The sequence below is a fragment of the Arthrobacter sp. Y3221087 genome (genome assembly GCF_059089905.1).
This window is the reverse complement of the sequence record NZ_JBNHFE010000001.1, coordinates 89,063-107,634: the sequence shown is the minus strand read 5'-3', so window position 1 is coordinate 107,634 and position 18,572 is coordinate 89,063. Positions and strand designations below refer to the sequence as shown.

Annotated in this window: 14 protein-coding genes; 4 read left to right on the top strand and 10 right to left on the bottom strand. The window is 63.9% G+C overall.

Annotation, left to right across the window (positions count from 1 at the left end; genetic code table 11):
* Positions 1-2 precede the first annotated feature (2 nt).
* Genes AC5RUO_RS00445 through glyA form a run of 6 tightly spaced genes read right to left on the bottom strand, consistent with a single transcriptional unit; the run spans position 3 to position 7,990 of the window.
* Positions 3-1,418, bottom strand: a complete 1,416-nt coding sequence (locus tag AC5RUO_RS00445; RefSeq protein ID WP_494102482.1) for an L-serine ammonia-lyase — start codon at positions 1,416-1,418, stop codon at positions 3-5.
* On the bottom strand, positions 1,418-2,062 hold the full coding sequence (locus AC5RUO_RS00440; RefSeq protein ID WP_494102481.1) for a sarcosine oxidase subunit gamma: 645 nt from the start codon (positions 2,060-2,062) through the stop codon (positions 1,418-1,420). Before AC5RUO_RS00440 ends, AC5RUO_RS00445 begins: the two co-directional genes overlap by 1 nt.
* A complete protein-coding gene (locus tag AC5RUO_RS00435) occupies positions 2,055-4,997 on the bottom strand; it encodes a sarcosine oxidase subunit alpha family protein (RefSeq protein ID WP_494102480.1) in 2,943 nt (980 codons plus the stop codon). Before AC5RUO_RS00435 ends, AC5RUO_RS00440 begins: the two co-directional genes overlap by 8 nt.
* On the bottom strand, positions 4,994-5,404 hold the full coding sequence (locus AC5RUO_RS00430) for a sarcosine oxidase subunit delta (RefSeq protein WP_494009750.1): 411 nt from the start codon (positions 5,402-5,404) through the stop codon (positions 4,994-4,996). Before AC5RUO_RS00430 ends, AC5RUO_RS00435 begins: the two co-directional genes overlap by 4 nt.
* Positions 5,405-5,432: 28 nt before the next feature.
* Complete coding sequence (locus tag AC5RUO_RS00425; RefSeq protein ID WP_494009751.1) at positions 5,433-6,653, bottom strand: sarcosine oxidase subunit beta family protein; 1,221 nt, start codon at positions 6,651-6,653, stop codon at positions 5,433-5,435.
* Positions 6,650-7,990: a serine hydroxymethyltransferase gene (gene glyA / locus AC5RUO_RS00420; protein WP_494009752.1), complete on the bottom strand. Its 1,341-nt coding sequence runs from the start codon at positions 7,988-7,990 to the stop codon at positions 6,650-6,652. The genes AC5RUO_RS00425 and glyA overlap by 4 nt, the downstream gene beginning before the upstream one ends.
* A 124-nt stretch (positions 7,991-8,114) precedes the next feature.
* On the opposite strand from glyA, the gene AC5RUO_RS00415 reads away from it, so the two are divergent.
* Positions 8,115-8,783 carry a GntR family transcriptional regulator gene (locus AC5RUO_RS00415; protein ID WP_494009753.1) on the top strand — a complete coding sequence of 223 codons (669 nt, stop codon included), beginning with the start codon at positions 8,115-8,117 and terminating at the stop codon, positions 8,781-8,783.
* Positions 8,784-8,794: 11 nt separating this feature from the next.
* Here the strand turns inward: AC5RUO_RS00415 and AC5RUO_RS00410 are convergent, their stop codons facing one another.
* Positions 8,795-9,178 carry a VOC family protein gene (locus AC5RUO_RS00410; RefSeq protein ID WP_494009754.1) on the bottom strand — a complete coding sequence of 128 codons (384 nt, stop codon included), beginning with the start codon at positions 9,176-9,178 and terminating at the stop codon, positions 8,795-8,797.
* A 173-nt stretch (positions 9,179-9,351) separates the two neighbouring features.
* Here AC5RUO_RS00410 and AC5RUO_RS00405 point away from each other — a divergent pair, with 173 nt between their 5' ends.
* Complete coding sequence (locus tag AC5RUO_RS00405; protein WP_494009755.1) at positions 9,352-9,954, top strand: TetR/AcrR family transcriptional regulator; 603 nt, start codon at positions 9,352-9,354, stop codon at positions 9,952-9,954.
* 220 nt (positions 9,955-10,174) lie between these two features.
* Here AC5RUO_RS00405 and AC5RUO_RS00400 read toward each other — a convergent pair whose 3' ends face one another.
* Positions 10,175-11,683: an ABC transporter substrate-binding protein gene (locus AC5RUO_RS00400; protein WP_494009756.1), complete on the bottom strand. Its 1,509-nt coding sequence runs from the start codon at positions 11,681-11,683 to the stop codon at positions 10,175-10,177.
* Between the two features lie 267 nt (positions 11,684-11,950).
* Between AC5RUO_RS00400 and AC5RUO_RS00395 the strand changes: the two genes are divergently transcribed.
* Positions 11,951-14,575, top strand: a complete 2,625-nt coding sequence (locus AC5RUO_RS00395; RefSeq protein WP_494102479.1) for a hypothetical protein — start codon at positions 11,951-11,953, stop codon at positions 14,573-14,575.
* Positions 14,576-14,831: 256 nt separating this feature from the next.
* A complete protein-coding gene (locus AC5RUO_RS00390; RefSeq protein WP_494102478.1) occupies positions 14,832-16,145 on the top strand; it encodes a glycoside hydrolase family 1 protein in 1,314 nt (437 codons plus the stop codon).
* Positions 16,146-16,157: 12 nt separating this feature from the next.
* Here the strand turns inward: AC5RUO_RS00390 and AC5RUO_RS00385 are convergent, their stop codons facing one another.
* Positions 16,158-17,759, bottom strand: coding sequence for an MDR family MFS transporter (locus AC5RUO_RS00385; RefSeq protein ID WP_494009759.1), 1,602 nt, complete (start codon positions 17,757-17,759; stop codon positions 16,158-16,160).
* Positions 17,756-18,382 (bottom strand): TetR/AcrR family transcriptional regulator, encoded by a 627-nt coding sequence (locus AC5RUO_RS00380; protein WP_494009760.1) that lies wholly within the window; start codon positions 18,380-18,382, stop codon positions 17,756-17,758. The genes AC5RUO_RS00385 and AC5RUO_RS00380 overlap by 4 nt, the downstream gene beginning before the upstream one ends.
* Positions 18,383-18,572: the final 190 nt, after the last annotated feature.

Genomic DNA, 18,572 nt, shown 5'->3' with positions numbered 1-18,572 from the left:
GCTCAGCACTCGATCACATTCACGGCAAGGCCTCCGCGGGAGGTCTCCTTGTACTTGGTTTTCATGTCAGCTCCTGTGTCACGCATTGTCTTGATGGCCTTGTCCAGCGAGACCTTGTGGCTGCCGTCCCCGTGCAGGGCCAGCCGGGCCGCGTTGATGGCCTTGACGCTGGCGATGGCATTCCGCTCGATGCACGGGATCTGCACCAGGCCGCCCACGGGATCGCAGGTCAGGCCCAGGTTGTGCTCAATCCCCACCTCGGCGGCGTTTTCCACCTGGGCGGGCGTTCCGCCCAGCACCTCGCAGAGGCCGGCGGCGGCCATGGAGCAGGCCGAACCCACCTCGCCCTGGCAGCCTACCTCGGCACCCGAAATGGAGGCGTTCGTCTTGAAGAGGATTCCGACGGCGGCCGCCGCCAGCAGGAAGCGGACCACGCCGTCGTCGTCGGCTCCCGGAACAAACTTCACGTAGTAGTGCAGCACGGCCGGCACGATCCCGGCGGCACCGTTGGTGGGGGCCGTAACGATCCGTCCGCCGGCGGCGTTCTCCTCGTTCACGGCGAGGGCGAACAGGTTCACCCACTCCATGGCGAGCAGCGGGTCTGCCGGGGCCTGGACGGGCGACGGCGTTGCTGCCGCGGCTTCCGCGCTGGCCGCGGAGGCCGTCAGGGTGCGGAACAGGGCGGGCGCGCGGCGGGGCACTTTCAGCCCGCCGGGCAGGATGCCCTCGGCGTTGCAGCCGTTCTCCACGCACTCGCGCATGACGGCCCACAGCCCCAGGAGCTTTTCCCGGAGCTCGGCCTCTGTCCGCCAGGTCAGCTCATTCGCGAGCATGACGTCGGAGATGGACATGTTTTCGCGGCTGCAGATCTCCAGCAGCTGGTCCGCGGTGCTGAACTGGTAGGGCAGGACGGTGTCATCCGCCACCACCTTGTCCGCGCCCTCGGCGTCGCCGTCGACTACGAAGCCGCCCCCAATTGAATAGAAGCTCCGCTCGCTCAGCACGGACCCGTTGTGGTCAAGGGCCCGGAATGTCATGCCGTTGGGGTGCGCCGGAAGGGACTTGCGCCGGTGCAGCACAACGTCCTCGTCCCAGTTGAAGTCCACCCGGTGGGTGCCAGCAACGTGGAGTTCAGCGTCCAGGGCGGCCGCCGCCACCTGGTCATCGGCCGTGAAGGTGTTCACGGTTTCCGGTTCCAGGCCCTGCAGCCCCAGGACAACGGCCTTGTCGGAACCGTGCCCCCGCCCGGTGGCACCGAGCGAACCGAACAGTTCCGACTGGACGCGGACGGTGGAGCTGAGCTGCCCGTCAGCTTTCAATCCGTCGGCGAACTGCTTGGCCGCCCGCATCGGGCCCACCGTGTGTGACGACGAGGGCCCGATGCCAACGGAAAACAGGTCAAGGACGCTGAGCGCCATCAGGGGACCTCGGGTGACGCATACTCCCGCATGGCGTCCAGGAGCCACCGGCCCAGGAATTCGGCGAAGGACGCCCGGGGGAAGATCCGGAAGGAGTCCTCACCCGTCTTCCACAGGATCGTGGGGATGTTCGCGATCTCGGTGGAGTAGGCGGTCCCGGCCTTGAACTCCCGGGGGTGCAGGTCCAGCGAGCAGCCCTTCTCGAGGACGGCCCGTGCCCGGGGGCCGCTCAACTCGAAGGTGGTCCGGTTGGCGGAGAGGTCCACCACCTGGCCCTGGCCGTCGGCCAGGGCGTCCTGCAGGGCCTGGATCAGGTCGCCGCCCAGGGACTCGTGCGCCTCTGTGGGGGCAACCACCAGGAACTCGGCCGGTCCCAGCCAGAGGACCGAGATATCACCGTTGGCCACGACGCCGCCGCACTGAGCGGGCAGGCCGCCGGTGACCGAAGCGAGCCGCTGCCCGGCTTCGGAGCCGGCGTCAGCCCGGAGTCCCACCAGGGTGAGGAAGGGCCGCTCGGACAGTTCCACCGTGCCCGCCAGCGAGCCGGCCGTGAAGGCCTCCCGCAGCTGCGCTGCCGGGCTGATGCGGACGGAGAGGTTCTTTTCCGCGGAGCTCTGGGCGGGGGATGCTGCTGTTTCAGCCATCTTTACGGGTCCCTTCGGAGTCAAAAAGCACTGTTTCTGCCACAACCACGTCCACCAGCTGGTCGCCGGCGGCGGCCACCAGGGTTTCGCCGATGCGGTTGCGGCCGTTCTTGATCAGGGCCAGGCCGAACGACCGGCCCAGTGCTGCGCTGTGGTAGCTGGAGGTGACGAAGCCCTCCATCGGCACGGGCCCGTAGGCCGGGTTGGTGGAGCGGCCCTTTTCCACCAGCTGGGTGCCTTCGGGCAGCCGCAGCGTGCCGTCCACCGGCAGGACGCTGACCAGGTGCTTGCGGTCTTCGCGCTGCTGGTCCACCCGGGAGTAGGAGCGCTTGCCGATGAAGTCCTTGGCCTTGGAGACGATCCATTCCATGCCCGCGTCCTGCGGGGTGACGGTGCCGTCGGTGTCCTGCCCCACGATGGGGTAGCCCTTTTCGGCGCGCAGCACGTGCATGGTCTCGGTGCCGTACGGGGTGATGTTGAACTCGGCACCCGCAGCGGCCACCGCTTCCCAGGTGTTGAGCCCGTACCAGGTGGGAACGTTGATTTCGTAGGCCAGTTCACCGGAGAAGGAGATCCGGCAGACCCGGGCACGGACGCCGGAAGCGAGCGTGGTTTCCCGGAACGTCATGAACGGGAAAGCCTCGGTTTCCAGGCCGCCGTTGGCAGCGAGTTCCGGTGCCAGCTTCGCGATCACGGCGCGGGACTTCGGCCCGACGACGGCGATGGTGCTCCACTGTTCGGTCACCGAGGTGCAGTGCACGTCCAGTTCCGGCCATTCGGTCTGCAGCCACTCCTCCAGCCAGTCCAGCACCTTGGCGGCGCCGCCGGTGGTGGTGGTCATGAAGTAGCGGTCCTCGTCGAGGCGGAGCGTGACGCCGTCGTCGAAGATCATGCCGTCCGGCGTGCACATGACGCCGTACCGTGCCGAACCCGGGGCCAGCTTCTTGAACGCGTTGGTGTAGACGCGGTTCAAGAACTCGCCCGCGTCCTTGCCGCGGATCTCGATCTTGCCCAGGGTGGTGGCGTCCATGAAGCCCACGGACTCGCGGACTGCGGCGCATTCGCGCAGCACGGCTGCGTCCATGTCCTCGCCGGCCTGCGGGTAGTACCAGGGCCGCTTCCACTGTCCCACGTCCTCGAACAGGGCGCCCTTGGCCACGTGCCACGGGTGGATGGACGTGATGCGGGCGGGGTCGAAGAGTTCGCCGCGCTGGCGGCCGGCCAGTGCCGCGAAGGCCACCGGGGTGAACGGTGCGCGGTACGTGGTGGTGCCGATGTCGCCGATGCCGCGGGATGCTTCGCCGGCCGTGCGGAGTGCCGCGGCGATGACGCCAATGGCGTTGACGCCGGAGGTCTTGCCCTGGTCGTTGGCGGTGCTGATGGAGGTGTAGCGCTTCACGTGTTCAACGGAGCGCATGCCGGCTCCGGTGGAGCGCAGGACGTCGGCCACGGACTGGTCGCGCTGGAAGTCCACGAAGTGGTGGTGCCAGTCGTCCGGGGTACCATTCTCCCCCGGCACCAGCCACAGCTGGCGGGTGGGGGCGGCGGCCTTTGGCTCACCCAGCGGGGACGGCTCGACGGCGGAGCTGAAGCCGGCGGCGATGGCTGCGGACGCACCGGCGGAAATGCCTTCGTTGAGGCAGTCCTGGGTGGCGAAGGAGCCGCGGCCGGAGCCGATGGTCTGCTGGTTGGGGACCACGGTGCTGGGCACGAACGCGGCGAGGTCCTCGTCCCAGCGCAGCTTGCCCTGGCGCTGGGAGTGCAGGTGCACCAGCGGGCTCCAGCCGCCGGACACGGCCAGCAGGTCGCAGGCCATCTGCTCGACGCCCGAGGTGAGTTCGCCGTCGTCGTTGAGGCTGCGGATGGTGACGCCGTTCAGGCGGCCGTCCGCGTCTGCCGAGGTGTTGGCAACGGCGCTGCCGATCAGCACCCGGGTGCCTGCCTCGACGGCAGCGGCTGCCACCGGCGAAATCTGCGCCCGGGCGTCCACGACGGCGGCAACCTTGACGCCGGCAGCCCGGAGGTCGGCGACCAGGGCGTAGGCGCTGTCATTGGTGGTGCTGATGACCACGCGCTGGCCGGCGGCCACCGCGAAGCGGTTCAGGTAGCTGCGGACGGCCGAGGCGAGCATGATGCCCGGGCGGTCGTTGTTCTCGAACACCAGCGGACGCTCGTGGGCGCCGGGGGCCAGCACAACCTGCTGGGCACGGATGTGCCAAATCCGCTGGCGGGACACGCCGGGAGCGGCGGGGCTGGAGAGGTGGTCGGTGCGGTTCTGCACGGCAATGACGTAGTTGGCGTCGTAGGCGCCGAACGCGGTGGTGCGGTTCAGGACGGTGGATTCGGCGCCGGAGACCAGTTCGGCCTCCACATCGGCAACCCATTCCAGTGCCGGCTTGCCCTCGATGGTCTCGGCAAGCTCCGGCGAAGTGGAGCCGGAGAGCAGCGAGCCGCCCAGCTCGGGCTGGTCGTCCAGCAGCATGACGCGGGCGCCGGTGCGGACGGCTTCGCGGGCGGCAGCCAAGCCGGCGGGGCCGCCGCCGATAACCAGGACGTCGGTGTGGACGTACTTCTTGTCGTACTCGGCGCGGTCCTCGTCCGGATCCAGCCGGCCCAGTCCGTTGAGCAGTTCGGCCTTCAGGCCGTCCACCAGGGACACGGTGGTGGCGGGCAGCATGGACTCGGCCACGTGGCCCGGGAAGCGGGGGGCGATCTTGACCAGGGCGTTGGGTTCCTCCACGCCGGCGGCCAGGATGCCGCGGGGGCGGTCCTCGTAGAGGGAGCTGCCGACGGCGACGCGGCCGTTGGCGAGCAGTGCGGAGGCGAGCGTGTCCCCGGGGTGGCCGGTGTATTCCTCACCGTCGACGGTGAAACGCCAGGAGATGGTGCGGTCGATGCGGCCGCCGGTTGCGAGGCGGGTGTTCTGGGAAGTCACTGGGCTGCTCCTTCCGGGGCTGCAGGGGTGGCGGGGGAAATGCTTGTGCCGGAGATGTCGGGCGCGGCGGTCCCGGTGGTGGTGCTGTCGGCGGCGGTGCTGGCAGTACCGGATTCCGATGTCTGCTTTCCGGCCAGGTCCGGCCGGGGCGTGCCCATGGGGTAGATGGCCTTGATGTCATAGCTCACGGTGTCGCGGAGCATGTTGAACCATTGGCGGCACCCGGTGCTGTGGACCCACCGCTCGGCGAAGGTGCCTTTGGTGTTTTCGCGGTAGAAGAGGTACCGGGACCACTCCACGTCGTTCAGTTCGTTCGGGTTTTCGGGGTAGGCCACGTGGGCCTGGCCGCCGTAGTGGAATTCGGTTTCATCCCGGGGGCCGCAGTTGGGGCATGAGATCAGCAGCATGTGCGTTGTCTTTCTGTGGTGGCGGCGGCTAGTGGGCCACGGCGGCGGCGCCGTGTTCGTCGATGAGGGCGCCGGTTTCGAAGCGCTCCAGCGAGAACGGCTGGTTCAGCTTGTGCGGCGCGCCGGTGGCGATGGTGTGGGCGAAGGTCATTCCGGCAGCCGGAGTTCCCTTGAACCCGCCGGTACCCCAGCCGCAGTTCACGAACATGTTCTCCACCGGCGTGGTGCCCACAATCGGGGAGGCGTCCAGCGTGGTGTCCACGATTCCGCCCCAGGTCCGGAGCACGTGGGCCCGGGCGAAGATGGGGAAGAGCTCGACGGCGGCGGCCATCTGCTCCTCGATCACGTGGAAGGAGCCGCGCTGGCCGTAGCCGTTGTAGGAGTCGATGCCGGCACCCATGACCAGTTCGCCCTTGTGCGCCTGGGAGACGTAGACGTGGACGTGGTTGGACATGACCACGGTGGGGTGGACCGGCTCGTGGAGCTCGGACACCAGGGCCTGCAGCGGGTGGGACTGGATGGGGAGCTGGAAGCCGGCCATCTCGGCCAGGACCGAGCTGTGCCCGGCGGCGCAGAGGCCCACCTTTTCGGTGTTGATGGTGCCGCGGGTGGTCTTGACGCCCACCACCTTGTTGCCGTCCTTGAGGAAGCCGGTGACTTCGCAGTTCTGGATGATGTCCACGCCCATTTCGTCGCACTTGCGGGCGAAGGCCCATGCCACGTGGTCGTGCTTGGCGATGCCTGCGCGCGGCTGGTAGGTGGCGCCCATGACGGGGTAGCGGATGTTGTCGCTGACGTTCAGGATGGGGCACAGTTCCTTGACCTGCTGCGGGTCCAGCCATTCCGCGTCCACGCCGTTGAGCTTGTTGGCGCCCACCCGGCGCATGCTTTCGCGCACGTCACCCAGGGTGTGGGCCAGGTTCATCACGCCGCGCTGGCTGAAGAGGAAGTCGTACTCGAGCTCCTCCGGCAGGATTTCCCACAGCTTGAGGGCGTGCTCGTAGATGGCTGCGCTCTCGTCCCAGAGGTAGTTGGACCGGATGATGGTGGTGTTCCGGGCCATGTTGCCGCCGGCCAGCCAGCCCTTTTCAAGGACAGCGATGTTGGTCATGCCGTGGTTCTTCGCCAGGAAGTATGCGGTGGCCAGGCCGTGCCCGCCGCCGCCCACAACCACTGCGTCATAGGACGACTTGGGTTCGGGGTTCCGCCAGAGGAAGTCCGGGTGCTCCGGAAGCTGGTGCGTGCTCACTGGGCGGCTCCAATCAGGTCTGCCTCGGCGGCGGCCAGGGCGGCGTCGTCGTTGAGGTGCGGGTAGAGGGGGAACTTGTCGGCAAGGGCGGTGACGCGGCCGCGGAGTTCGGCGGCGGTGTCCTCGGCGAGGGTGCCCGTGCCGGCTGCGGCAATCAGGGCCGTGGCGATGATGTCCGCCACTTCGGTGAACTCGGCGGCGCCGAAGCCGCGGGCGGCCAGGGCCGGCGTGCCGATGCGCAGTCCGGAGGAAACCATCGGCGGGCGGGGGTCGAACGGGACGGCGTTGCGGTTGACGGTGATGCCGATCCGGTGCAGCGCGTCCTCGCCCTGCTGGCCGTCGAGTTCGGAGTTGCGCAGGTCCACGAGGACCAGGTGGACATCGGTACCGCCGTTGACCACGGAGATGCCTGCGGCCCCGACGTCGGACTGCAGCAGGCGCTCGGCGATCAGCTTGGCACCGTGCAGGACGCGCTCCTGGCGTTCCTTGAATTCAGGGGCGGCGGCCAGCTTGAAGGCCACGGCCTTGGCGGCGATGACGTGCTCCAGGGGTCCGCCCTGCTGGCCGGGGAATACGGCGCTGTTGATCTTCTTGGCGTACTCCTCCTTGGCCATGATGACACCGCCGCGCGGTCCGCCCAGGGTCTTGTGGGTGGTGGTGGTGACGACGTCCGCGTAGGGGACGGGGTTGGGGTGCAGTCCTGCAGCCACCAGGCCGGCGAAGTGGGCCATGTCCACCATCAGGTAGGCACCCACGAGGTCGGCGATGCGGCGGAACTCGGCGAAGTCCAGCTGGCGGGAGTAGGCGGACCAGCCGGCCACGATCAGCTTGGGCTTGTGTTCCAGTGCCAGGCGCTCCACTTCGGCCATGTCCACGCGGAGGTCGGATTCGCGGACGTGGTACGGGACCACGTTGTAGAGCTTGCCGGAGAAGTTGATCTTCATGCCGTGGGTCAGGTGGCCGCCGTGGGCCAGGGAGAGTCCCAGGATGGTGTCGCCCGGGTTCAGCAGGGCGAACATGGCGGCGGCGTTGGCCTGCGCGCCGGAGTGGGGCTGCACGTTGGCGAATTCCGCACCGAAAAGGGCCTTGACGCGGTCGATGGCGAGCTGCTCGATGACGTCCACGTGCTCGCAGCCACCGTAGTAGCGCTTCCCGGGGTAGCCCTCGGCGTACTTGTTGGTCAGGACCGACCCCTGGGCCTCCATGACGGCGGACGGAGCGAAGTTCTCCGATGCGATCATCTCGAGGGTGGACTGCTGCCGCTCCAGCTCCTTTGCTACGGCGGCAGCTACATCGGCGTCGACCTGGGCCAGTGAGGCGTTCAGTACGTTCTGCATGGTTCTCCTTGAAAAGCCCTTGGGTTACTGATCCACAACTGATCTGTAACTGATATATTAGAACTAACGCAATAGTATGTTGCAGGTCACTAAGCAGTCAACAGCAACTTTTGGAGAGCGCCTGATGAGCCTGATGCTGGAGAACCACCTGGAGATCGAAGGGGATCTCTCGCTGGCCGAGCGCGCCTACCGGCATCTCCGGGACCGGCTGATCATGCTGGACATCCGGCCGGGGGACGCCATCAACGACGGCAAGCTGGCCGCCGAGATGGGAATCGGACGGACTCCCGTCCGGGAAGCACTCAAGCGGCTCGAGAGCGACCACCTGGTGATCTCCTATCCGCGGCGCGGAACCTTCGCCACCATCGTCGATATCACCGAACTCGCCGACGTCTCGGAACTCCGGGAATCGCTGGAGCCCCTGGCCGCGCGGCGCGCCGCCAAGCTGGCCACGCCGGCCCTTCGTGCGGAACTGCGCGATACGGCAGCCTCGATTGCGAAGATGGCCACCGCCGAGGATCCGTACGACCTCATGCGGTACGACATCACGGTGCACCGGCTGATCTACCGCGCGGCCGGAAACGCCCATCTTGAAGACGTCCTGATCCGCTACGACAATCTCGCCACCCGGATCTGGTGCATGGTGCTGGACAAGGTGCCGTCCGTGGCCGAGCACGTCTCCGAGCACGTGGAACTGCTGGAGGTAATTGCCGACGGCGATGCGGAGCGGGCGGGCAAGCTCGCCCTGGAGCACGTCACCAGCTTCGAGCAGGCAATCCGCAGCGTGCTCTAGGCGCGGCCGGGTTACGAGTCCAGGGGCTCGAGCCGCTTCCGCAGGAGGCAGAATTCGTTGCCCTCCGGATCCTGCAGGACATGCCACTGCTCGTCGCCGGCCTGCCCCACGTCGGCCGGCCGGGCGCCGAGTGCGAGCAGCCGCTCCAGTTCGGCGGCCTGGTCCCGGTCCACAGGATTGACATCGATGTGCAGCGGCAGCCTTCCGGTCCGCGGATTGCTGCTGGGGCTCAGGATGATGGTGGGTTGCAGCCCCCCGAACCCGGCGGCGGGACCGATTTCGATTGCCCCGTCCTCACGGTCGAGCTCCACGTAGCCCAGGACGCCGCACCAGAACCGGGCGAGCCTCTCTGGGTCGTCGCAGTTGAGGACCAGTTCGCTGATGCGGCATGACATGGGGCCAGTGTACGGCGTCGTCGGAGGCCAGGATGGCGCCATACATCACTGCCGAGATGATGGTTTCCTGCCACGTGGCTTCCTTGCCCATAATGTCCCTCCGAAGGCTAAAACGATAATCCAGACCAGCTCATGACACGCAGTGTCATTATGAAAGAGTGAATACTGGTGGGATGCTTTCGAATGACCTGATCACCACCGCCCGCACAGTTGGACGGCCCGTGAGCATCGACCCCGAGGTGGTTGCAGCGCTCGCCCTCAAGATGTTTGCCGAGCGCGGCTACGAGCAGACCTCGATGGAAGACATTGCGCGCGAGGCCGGGGTCGGGCGGAAGAGCCTGTATCGCCATTTCGCGAACAAAGCCGACCTCGTGTGGGGCGGAATGGGACCGGTCATAGAAGCTTCCGGTTCCGCCTTGGAGTCAGCCCCTGCCCCGCCGATATCCCGTGGCGAGACTTTGGACGGACTCCGCGAAGCGGTGCTTGCCGGCGTCGCCGCTCTTCCGGACCTCGACGTAACCCGAGGCAGGCTCCGTCTGATCGCTGAGCATCCGGAGTTGATGAGCCGAAGCCAGGATTTTCTGGGAACCCGCCGTGAACAGACCCGCGCCTACCTCACCGCCCGGGGCATTCCCGAGGACACCGCCCGGTACTTCTGCGCTGCCCTCATCGGAGCAACCTTCGAAGCCTGGCTCCTGTGGGCAACCAGCGGTGACCCCGACCCCATCCCGTACATTCAGGCAGCACTGGCAGTACTGACCGTGGGTGAAGGGTGATCCTTTGAGCTGACGGCAGTTCTCTTGATCCCTGATGTCCAATTCAGACAGGTATACGACTTTTTCCCATTTGCCAGCCATGAGAGACAAGCTGGGGCGAGACATGGATGCAGTCTCGCCCCAGCTGCTCTGTCTTGCTTTCGAGCCAATTCTTCAGCGTGCCAGGCGAGTGTTATGTAAACACGTCCGTGACCTGAATCAAGCTGCCTGACTCATTCCACTAGCCCGCAATGTCGAACATTCGGATGGTCGGAAAGTTGTTTGACCCGTTGGCTAGATACTCGACTTTCGGGGTAGTCACGGTGTTGCTGCCTACGAAAAAGAGTGGCGCGAATAGCGCGTTGTCCACGATATATTTGTTGATCTTTTTGTAGAGTTCGGCCTGCTTCTTAGGGTCAAGTTCGGCGTTCGCCTGGCCCACCAAGGCATCGAGTTCCGGTGCGGACCACTTGAAGGGGTTCATCGTTGCACTGCCAAGCTGGCGCGGGATTTCTCGCTGGGCAACGGTGGTGCCCGACAGGAAGAAGTACATGGGATATTCGCCCGCGACGACGGCCCCGGCAGCATTTTGGGGCGGGACGGGAACCCAAGTGACCTTGATGCCGATGTCCGCGAGGGCTTGGCTTATTGAGGGTTCGTAGTTTTTTGAGAGAACGGTGGCTGGCATATTTACTTCAAAGCCATTGGGGTACCCGGCTTCCTTAAGCAATTCCTTTGCCCGATCGACGTTGTGCGAGTAGACCTTCTCAAGTTCGGGGTCGTAGGCGGCGCCGTTGAGGTTGAATTGCTGGATAGTCGGCGTTCCGGCGCCGGAAAGAAGCTTATCCACGAACCCTTTTCGGTCGAACGCCATGTTGATTGCCTGGCGGACGCGTACATCGCCCAACGGTTTCAGGCGCGTTCCGGAGCGGTCGGCGAAGTTGATAAACCCGACGGCATTGGATGGGTTGTAGGAAACCTTGAAGTTGCCTGCCGCCTTAACCGACTCGATCTGGTTACCGGGAACCCCGGCTACGTCGACTTCGCCCGCGCGTAGAGCGTTCAAGCCCGCTGTTTGGTCCTGGAATACGCGTATTGTCACTGTCTTGAAGGGGTATGCATCGGCGTTCCAGTGGTCGTCCCGCCGTGTGAGCACGTATGTTGTGCCCTGCACTGTCTTGCCCTGGTCCAGGACGTATGGTCCTGACCCCACCGGGTTTGTGGCGGTCCGGTCAGTGTCGACCGTGGCAGGATCTGCTATGACGCCGGCGTCCATGGCGATGTTGTAGAGGAACGCGGGATCAGGGTGGCTGAATTTGATGATGACTGTCGCAGCATCCGGCGCCTCAATTGCTTGCACGGAGGCGAACTTGTCCTTCTGCTGACCAGGGGTCTTCTGGCTGCGCTCGAGAGTATTTTTTACCGCCGCGGCGTCCACTGCACTACCCGTGCTGAACTTCATGTCGGATCGCAGCTTGAGCGTAAGGGTACGGCCGTCCTCGCTGTACTCCCAGCTTTGAGCCGCGTTGGGTTGGAGCTGCCCGTCATTATCCAAATACAGCAGCGTGTCATATAGCGACGCCCAGACATATGCCTGGTTTCCCGCGTCCAACTGCACCGGATCCAGTGAGCGGGGTGCGGCCGACACGACTAGCCGGATGCTTTCGTCGCGGGGCTTTTGGCCTGCCGGCTCCTGGTTGCTTCCCCCGCCTGCGCAACCGCTGAGCGCAAGTGCTGCTGCCAGAGTCACTGCAGTAGCGAAGGAACGTTTTGACCGTGCTCTTCCACTCCTGGTGCTTCGTATAAACATGGTTCTCCTCTTTGAGGGGCGGGCCGCCCAATACGAACGTGTGCGCCTGTTACCGCACTGGACACACAGTCAAGCAGCTAAATACCGGCTTGCCAACCGGTTGCCGAAAACTTTTTTTCATTTTCGATTGCGCGTCCACTGGCTTGGGACGTAGGTTAACAACCGGTTGCCAATCCGTCGTGCAGCCTCAACGGATAGGACTCAGTAATGTCGAAGATGCTCTCTGGAATCGCGCTCACCGACCCTAGGGCCATCAGTGAGTGGAAGCCCGTTCAATGGGCGCTTGAGCGGCTGGGGAGAGCTGCAGGCGCCGGAAGGGCTCTGGCGGGTTATGGCGAAGGTCGGATCATTGAGGTGGTTCTCCTGGAACCGGATGATGTGGATGGACTAGCGTCGGCCGGGATCCCGGCGCCCGCGCAGGAGAGGGAGTCCTATTCACTCCGGATCGCCGCTGATGCGGGTCAGCGGAAGGTAACCATCGCCGCCACCGATGAACGCGGTTATGTTTACGCGCTGGGGGAGATCGAGGCCAGGCTTCTGGCGGACGGCCTTGAAGGGCTGCCACATGGTTTCCAAGAATCCCAACAACCGTCATCGCCGGTCCGCGGTATACAGCGCAACTTCTCCAGCGTTCATGAGGACAACCCTTGGTTTCATGATCGGGCATTTTGGGTCGAGTACCTGGACAATCTTGCGGCGCAGCGGTTCAACCGTTTCCAGCTGGCTCTCGGGATGCAGTACAACTACGGCACGGGTTGGGAAAGCCGGACCGCATCCGACAATTACTTAGTGTTCGCTTATCCGTTCCTGCTCGACGTTCCTGGGTACCAGGTCCGGGCCGAAGGCCTCACGCGGGCGGAACGTGATCGCAACCTGGAATCCTTAGCCTTCATTGCCCAAGAAACGAAACGACGCGGAATCAGCTTTCAGTTAGGGCTCTGGAACCATGCCTATGACTTCGGGTACGACTCAAAGCACTGGTACCCGATCCTGGGCATCAGCCCCGAAATCCATGCCGACTACTCCGCTGCTGCCCTTGGACTGCTGATGAAGCGTATTCCCGAGATTGACGGGGTGACTTTTCGCGTCCACCATGAGGGCGGCATTCACGATGAGGGCCACGAAATATTTTGGGGGAAAATATTTGATGCGCTCTCCAGCGTCGGCCGGCCCATTGAAGTGGACATGCACGCCAAAGGTGTTGACCAGGCATTGCTGGACGCCGCCGCAAGGCCGAACATCCAGACGACGATTTCAGCAAAATACCTTGCAGAGCACATGGGACTGCCATACCACCAAGCTTCCATCCGCCAGCTGGAGCGCCAGCCGCTCAATTTCCCGGGCATGGACAAGTCCATTACCGGGGTGACAGATGGTGCAAGAAGATTTACGCGCTACGGCTATGCCGACTACTTGAACGAAGATCGCGTTACCGACGTTATCTTCCGGATGTGGCCAGGAACGCAGAAGCTTCTACTCTGGGGAGACCCGGCGATGGCCAGCGGATTCGGAAGGTTTGCGACTTTTGGTGGTGCGCGGGGAATCGAATTCTGTGAGCCTCTCACTTTTAAGGGGCGACGGGGAACTGGCGAGCACGGCAAACGGGACCCTTACGAACAGGACAATTTGCGCCTGGGAGTGCATGACTGGCGAAAATACCGTTACACGTATGCCCTATGGGGTCACCTCCTCTATAACCCCGACGCTGACGCCTACATATGGCAACGTGTTCTTCGAGCGGACTACGGCGAAGCGGCACCTCACTTCGAAGCAGCCCTTGGCAGCTTGAGCCGTGTCCTGCCACTGGTCACCACCGTCCATGGCGTGAGCGGGGCAAACAACTTCTACTCCCCCGAGATGTACGTCGACTTGCCTATCTCGGACTTTAAGCTGTCCATGCACTACGCCTGGGACACGCCGGAGCCCAGAACTTGGGAAGGTGTAAGTTCCTTCGACCCCGAAACGTTCTACGGTATAGGCGAGTACGTCGGCGATGTCCTGGGCGGACAGTTGACGCCCAAATATACGCCCTTGGAAGTGGCTGCATGGCTGGAAGGCATGGTGAAGGAAGGAGAAACTGCCCTCGCCAAGGCTGACAGATCTGTACTCGAAGCAAATCCTCAGGCGCAACGCACATTTTACGACCTGCAAATAATCGCGGAGCTTGGACGGTTTTTCGCTGGTAAGTTTCGCGCCGCGGTCGAGTACGCGTTGTTTCGCCGGACCGGAAATACAGAATACCTAAGGGATGCGATCGAATTTCTAAAGGAGGCCCAAACTGCATACGCCGCCATCCCCGGTATCGCTCATGGCGTTTATCGGGATGATATAGCCTTTGGTGTTGGCCTTTCAGATCGTGGGACATGGTCGGACCGCATCATGGCGATGCGAGAAGATCTGCACCTCCTCACAACGGAACTGAAGAGGGCCCCGAACTCCGGCGAAGGGCAGATGCTTCCCCGGATTGAACACCGGAGCGAGCGGTGGAAAGCGGATGCCCATTTCGCCCCAGATCATCCATTTGAACGCGGAGCGCCTGTCGAAGTGCGTCTGCTTGCGCCCGACGCGGAATTTGCGGGGGCCGTTCTCCGATACCGCCATGTGAACCAAGCTGAGGGCTTTGAAACTGTCGAGATGGAAAGAACGGAAGAGGGGTATAAGGCGACTATTCCAGCCCACTTCACCGACACGCCCTACCCGCTTATGTATCGCGCGGAAGTACGTCACAAAAAGCACCAGCCGGTCTTCGTACCCGCCCTTGATGAAACCCTTTCGAACCAGCCCTATGTCGTCGTACACAGTTCAGTTTGGACGCCCCATAAAGCAAACTAGGTTATTCGTTCTGCCAGTCCAGTCGCGGTACTGGGCATGTGCCGGGAATGTGCGCACGGCCGGAGGCATTTGGACGCCGTAGTGACGAAGTTTTGGATCCTATGGCACTTTTTGGCGATCCCTCGCCGTCGCCGGCGCCATCTCAGGGCGGCCAGCGGCCTTCCGAGGTAAGCACGGCAAACCCAAACCGCTCGGCAACAGTTTTGATGCCTGGCCGGCCCGGGGGCCCCAAGACACGCACCATAGAAGAGGATGTATGATGACAACTTTCCCCGAGGGTTTCCTGTGGGGTGCCGCGACTGCTGGCCACCAAATCGAAGGCAATAATTTCAACACTGACTGGTGGGCCCGGGAGCTGACCATGCCCGGCATGGAACCTTCCGGTGACGCCTGCGACAGTTACCACCGATACCGGGAGGACATCGCGCTCCTGGCGGACGCGGGCCTGACCTCCTATCGGTTCAGCTTTGAATGGTCCCGGATCGAACCTGTCCCCGGTCGCTTCTCGAACGCAGAGCTCGCCCACTACCGCCGCATGATCGAGTACTGCTTTGAACGAAACGTCACACCCGTCGTCACGCTGCAGCACTTCACCACTCCACAGTGGTTCGCGAACGACGGCGGCTGGCTCGCCGCCGATGCTCCGGAAAAGTTCCAGCGCTACGTCAAAGCCACCACGGGCATCCTCGACGGCGTCGAGTGGGTCGTCACCATGAACGAACCAAACATGCAGGCAGCGATCATGACCGCAATGCGCCGAATGCAGCAGACCCAAGGCGCCCAGTGGCGGAGCCCCACGGTCGAAGGTGAGGAGGATAAGAAGCAGACGCACAGCGAGTTCCTCACCTACGCTGATCCCGAAATTGGCCGCACCTTCACGGCAATCCACCATGCAGCCCGCAGCATCATCCGCACCCGCACCAACGCCAAGGTCGGATGGACGATTGCGGCAGGGGCGCTCACAGCGGCACCTGGCGGCGAGGAGAAACTGCTCGAGATCCGCTATGGCAAGGAAGACGTCTACTGGGAAGGCAGCCGCGGTGACGATTTCGTGGGCGTGCAGGCATACTCCAGCCAGGAAGTGGACGCCAACGGCCTCGTCCCGCATCCGCCCCACCCTGACAACACCCTCGTCGGCACCGCATATCGTCCGGACGCCCTCGGCATGGCCGTCCGCCACGCCTGGGACATCACCGGCGGCGTTCCCGTCCTCGTCACCGAAAATGGAATCGCAACGGCAGATGACGAACGAAGGATCCGCTACACTACCGGGGCACTGGACGGCCTCCTCGAGGCCATGGCGGAGGGCATCGACGTGCGCGGCTACCTCCACTGGTCACTCCTGGACAACTTCGAATGGGGACACTGGGAGCCCACGTTCGGCCTTGTCGCCGTCGATAGGGAAACCTTCGCCCGCCCGTACTCCCAAGTCAAGCCTCGCCTGGCTCGGCCGCGTCTCCCAGCACAATGGTCTGGACGCCGGAGAGATGTCTTGAAGGAAAGGCGTACGACGGCGGCGCGTGCCGCCGTCGTACGCCTTCGGGAAGTGGATCTTAGGGAAGAGATTTAGGACTGGCCACGACTATCGCCGCACCACTGCATCCTCGTCGTCGGCAGTGATCAGGATGTTGCCTTCGGAGATGGATTCGGAGAGCACGTCATGCTCCACGGTAGTGGCCAGCGGCTTTTCCTTGACGAAGAACAGCACGACGGCGGAGATCACGGCCAGCGGGACCACCCAGAGGAAGACGGGGGTCAGGGCGTCATTGTAGGAGGAGATGATCAGGTCCTTGACCTCCGTGGGCATCTCGCTGACCAGTGCCGGGGTGAGGGAGTTTGACCCGCCGGGTGCTTCACCCACGACAGCGGCAGGCAGACGCTCGGTGAGCAGCTCAGCGAGACGGCTGGCAAACACGCTTCCCACCACGGCTGAACCGAGGGTTGCGCCGATCTGACGGAAGAAGTTGTTGGACGCCGTGGCGGTTCCCACCTCGCCAAGCGGGAACGAGTTCTGGACAATCAACACCAGGATCTGCATGCTCAGGCCCAGGCCGAGGCCCATGACGGCGAGGTAGGCGCAGACCATCCAGAGCGGTGACCCCGGGGTAAGGGTGGAGAGCAGTACAAGGGCCACAGCCACCAGCACCGACCCCGCGATGGGCATCCACTTGTACCGGCCGGTCTTGCTGACCAGCATGCCGGACGCCACGGAGGCCACCAGGAGGGCGCCCATCATGGGGATCATCAGCAGGCCGGATTCTGTGGCGTTTACATCGAAGACCATCTGCAGGTAGGTGGGGAGGTAGCCGATGGCGCCGAACATGGCCACGCCGATCAGCAGCCCCGCGAAGGTGGAGAGGTTGAAGTTCAGGTCCCTGAACAGGTGCAGCGGGATGATGGGTTGCGCGGTGCGTCGCTCCACCAGGGCGAAGGCGACCGCGCTGACAACGGTACCGGCGATCAAGGCAATGATGATGGGATCGGACCATTCGTACTTGCTGCCGCCCCAGGTGGCGAAGAGCACCAGGCAGGTGGTGGCGGCGGCCATCAGGACCATGCCGCCGAGGTCCAGCTTGGGCTTTCCGGCGTGCTTGGGGAGATTGAGGAAGAACACGGCGCCGGCGAGGGCGAGCAGCCCCAGCGGGATGTTGATCCAGAAGACCCAGCGCCAACCTGGGCCTTCGGTGAACCAGCCGCCCAGCAGGGGGCCGGCCACCGAGGCAATCGCGAAGACGCCGCCCATCATGCCCATGTACTTTCCGCGCTCCCGGGGCGGGACGACGTCGGCAATGATTGCCTGCGACAGGATCATCAGCCCGCCGCCGCCAAAGCCCTGGATGACGCGGGCAGTGATCAGCACGCCCATGTCGCTGGCAAGTGCGCCCACCACGGAGCCGGCCATGAACAGGAGGATCGCTGCGACCAGGAGGGACTTTCGGCCCATCAGGTCACCGAGTTTGCCGTAGATGGGCATGCTGATGGTGGAGGTGAGGATGAACGCAGTGATCACCCACAGCATGTCGCTGACGCCGTAGAGTTCACCGACGATGGTGGGCAGCGCTGTGCTGAGGACGGTCTGGTTCAGTGCGGAGAGGAGCATGGAGAGCATAAGGCCCACGAAGAGCAGCACCACGTGCCGTCTTTGCGGGGCCCGCGTCGTCTCGCGGCCGGCAGGCGTGGTCATGAAAGTTTCCTTTGCAGGTGGTGAAAGAGTGCGACGGCGGGTGCCAGGTTTTCGGGCGTGAGCCCTGCGGCGGGGTCGAAATCAGCCGATTTGGCCTTGAACTTGAGCGGCACTGTTCCGAGCATCACCAGCATCCGTGCGGTCTCTTCGGGACTGAAGCCCGCAACCCCTTCGGACCACCCAGGGTCCGCGGCGAGAACGTCCGCTACCGCTTCGCGCACCAACGTTTCAGCTTTAGCCATGTACTCCATTTGCCGCGCGAAAAGCTGCGGGTGCCGGTTCAGGAGTTGGCGTCGCCGAACGTGGTCTGAGTCGCCGAGTGCGGAGCGGACAACGCCGACAAGGACCAGTGCCACCTGTCCCAGGAGATCTTCCCGTCCAGTCAGCGTCGCTGCTTGGACGGGGTCAAGGACCGGCTCGCGGAGGCCCAGGACGGCATCCTCTTTAGAGGGAAAGTAGTTGAAGAATGTCCTGGGTGATACCCCTGCACTTTCGGCAATAGCCTCCACCGTCGTCAACTCCAGGCCACGCTGTTGCGCCAGGGAGGCTGCGGCCTCATGGATGGCAGTCCACGTTTCGACCTTCCTGCGCTCGCGCAGGGAGGGTGTAGGAGTTGAGGGCATGGGTTTATTCTTGCATGACTGCAATTAATGCACAACTGCAGAATTTCCGGCTGCATTGACGCCATGCCCTTCGACGGTTCCATCTCGTTGCTTGCCTAGAGCGTTGCAGCCAGCCGGCGTTTTGTTTGGTCCTCAAACACGACGGCCGTCAACGTAAGGCTTTCCAGAAGATGGAGACATGAAAGGTGAC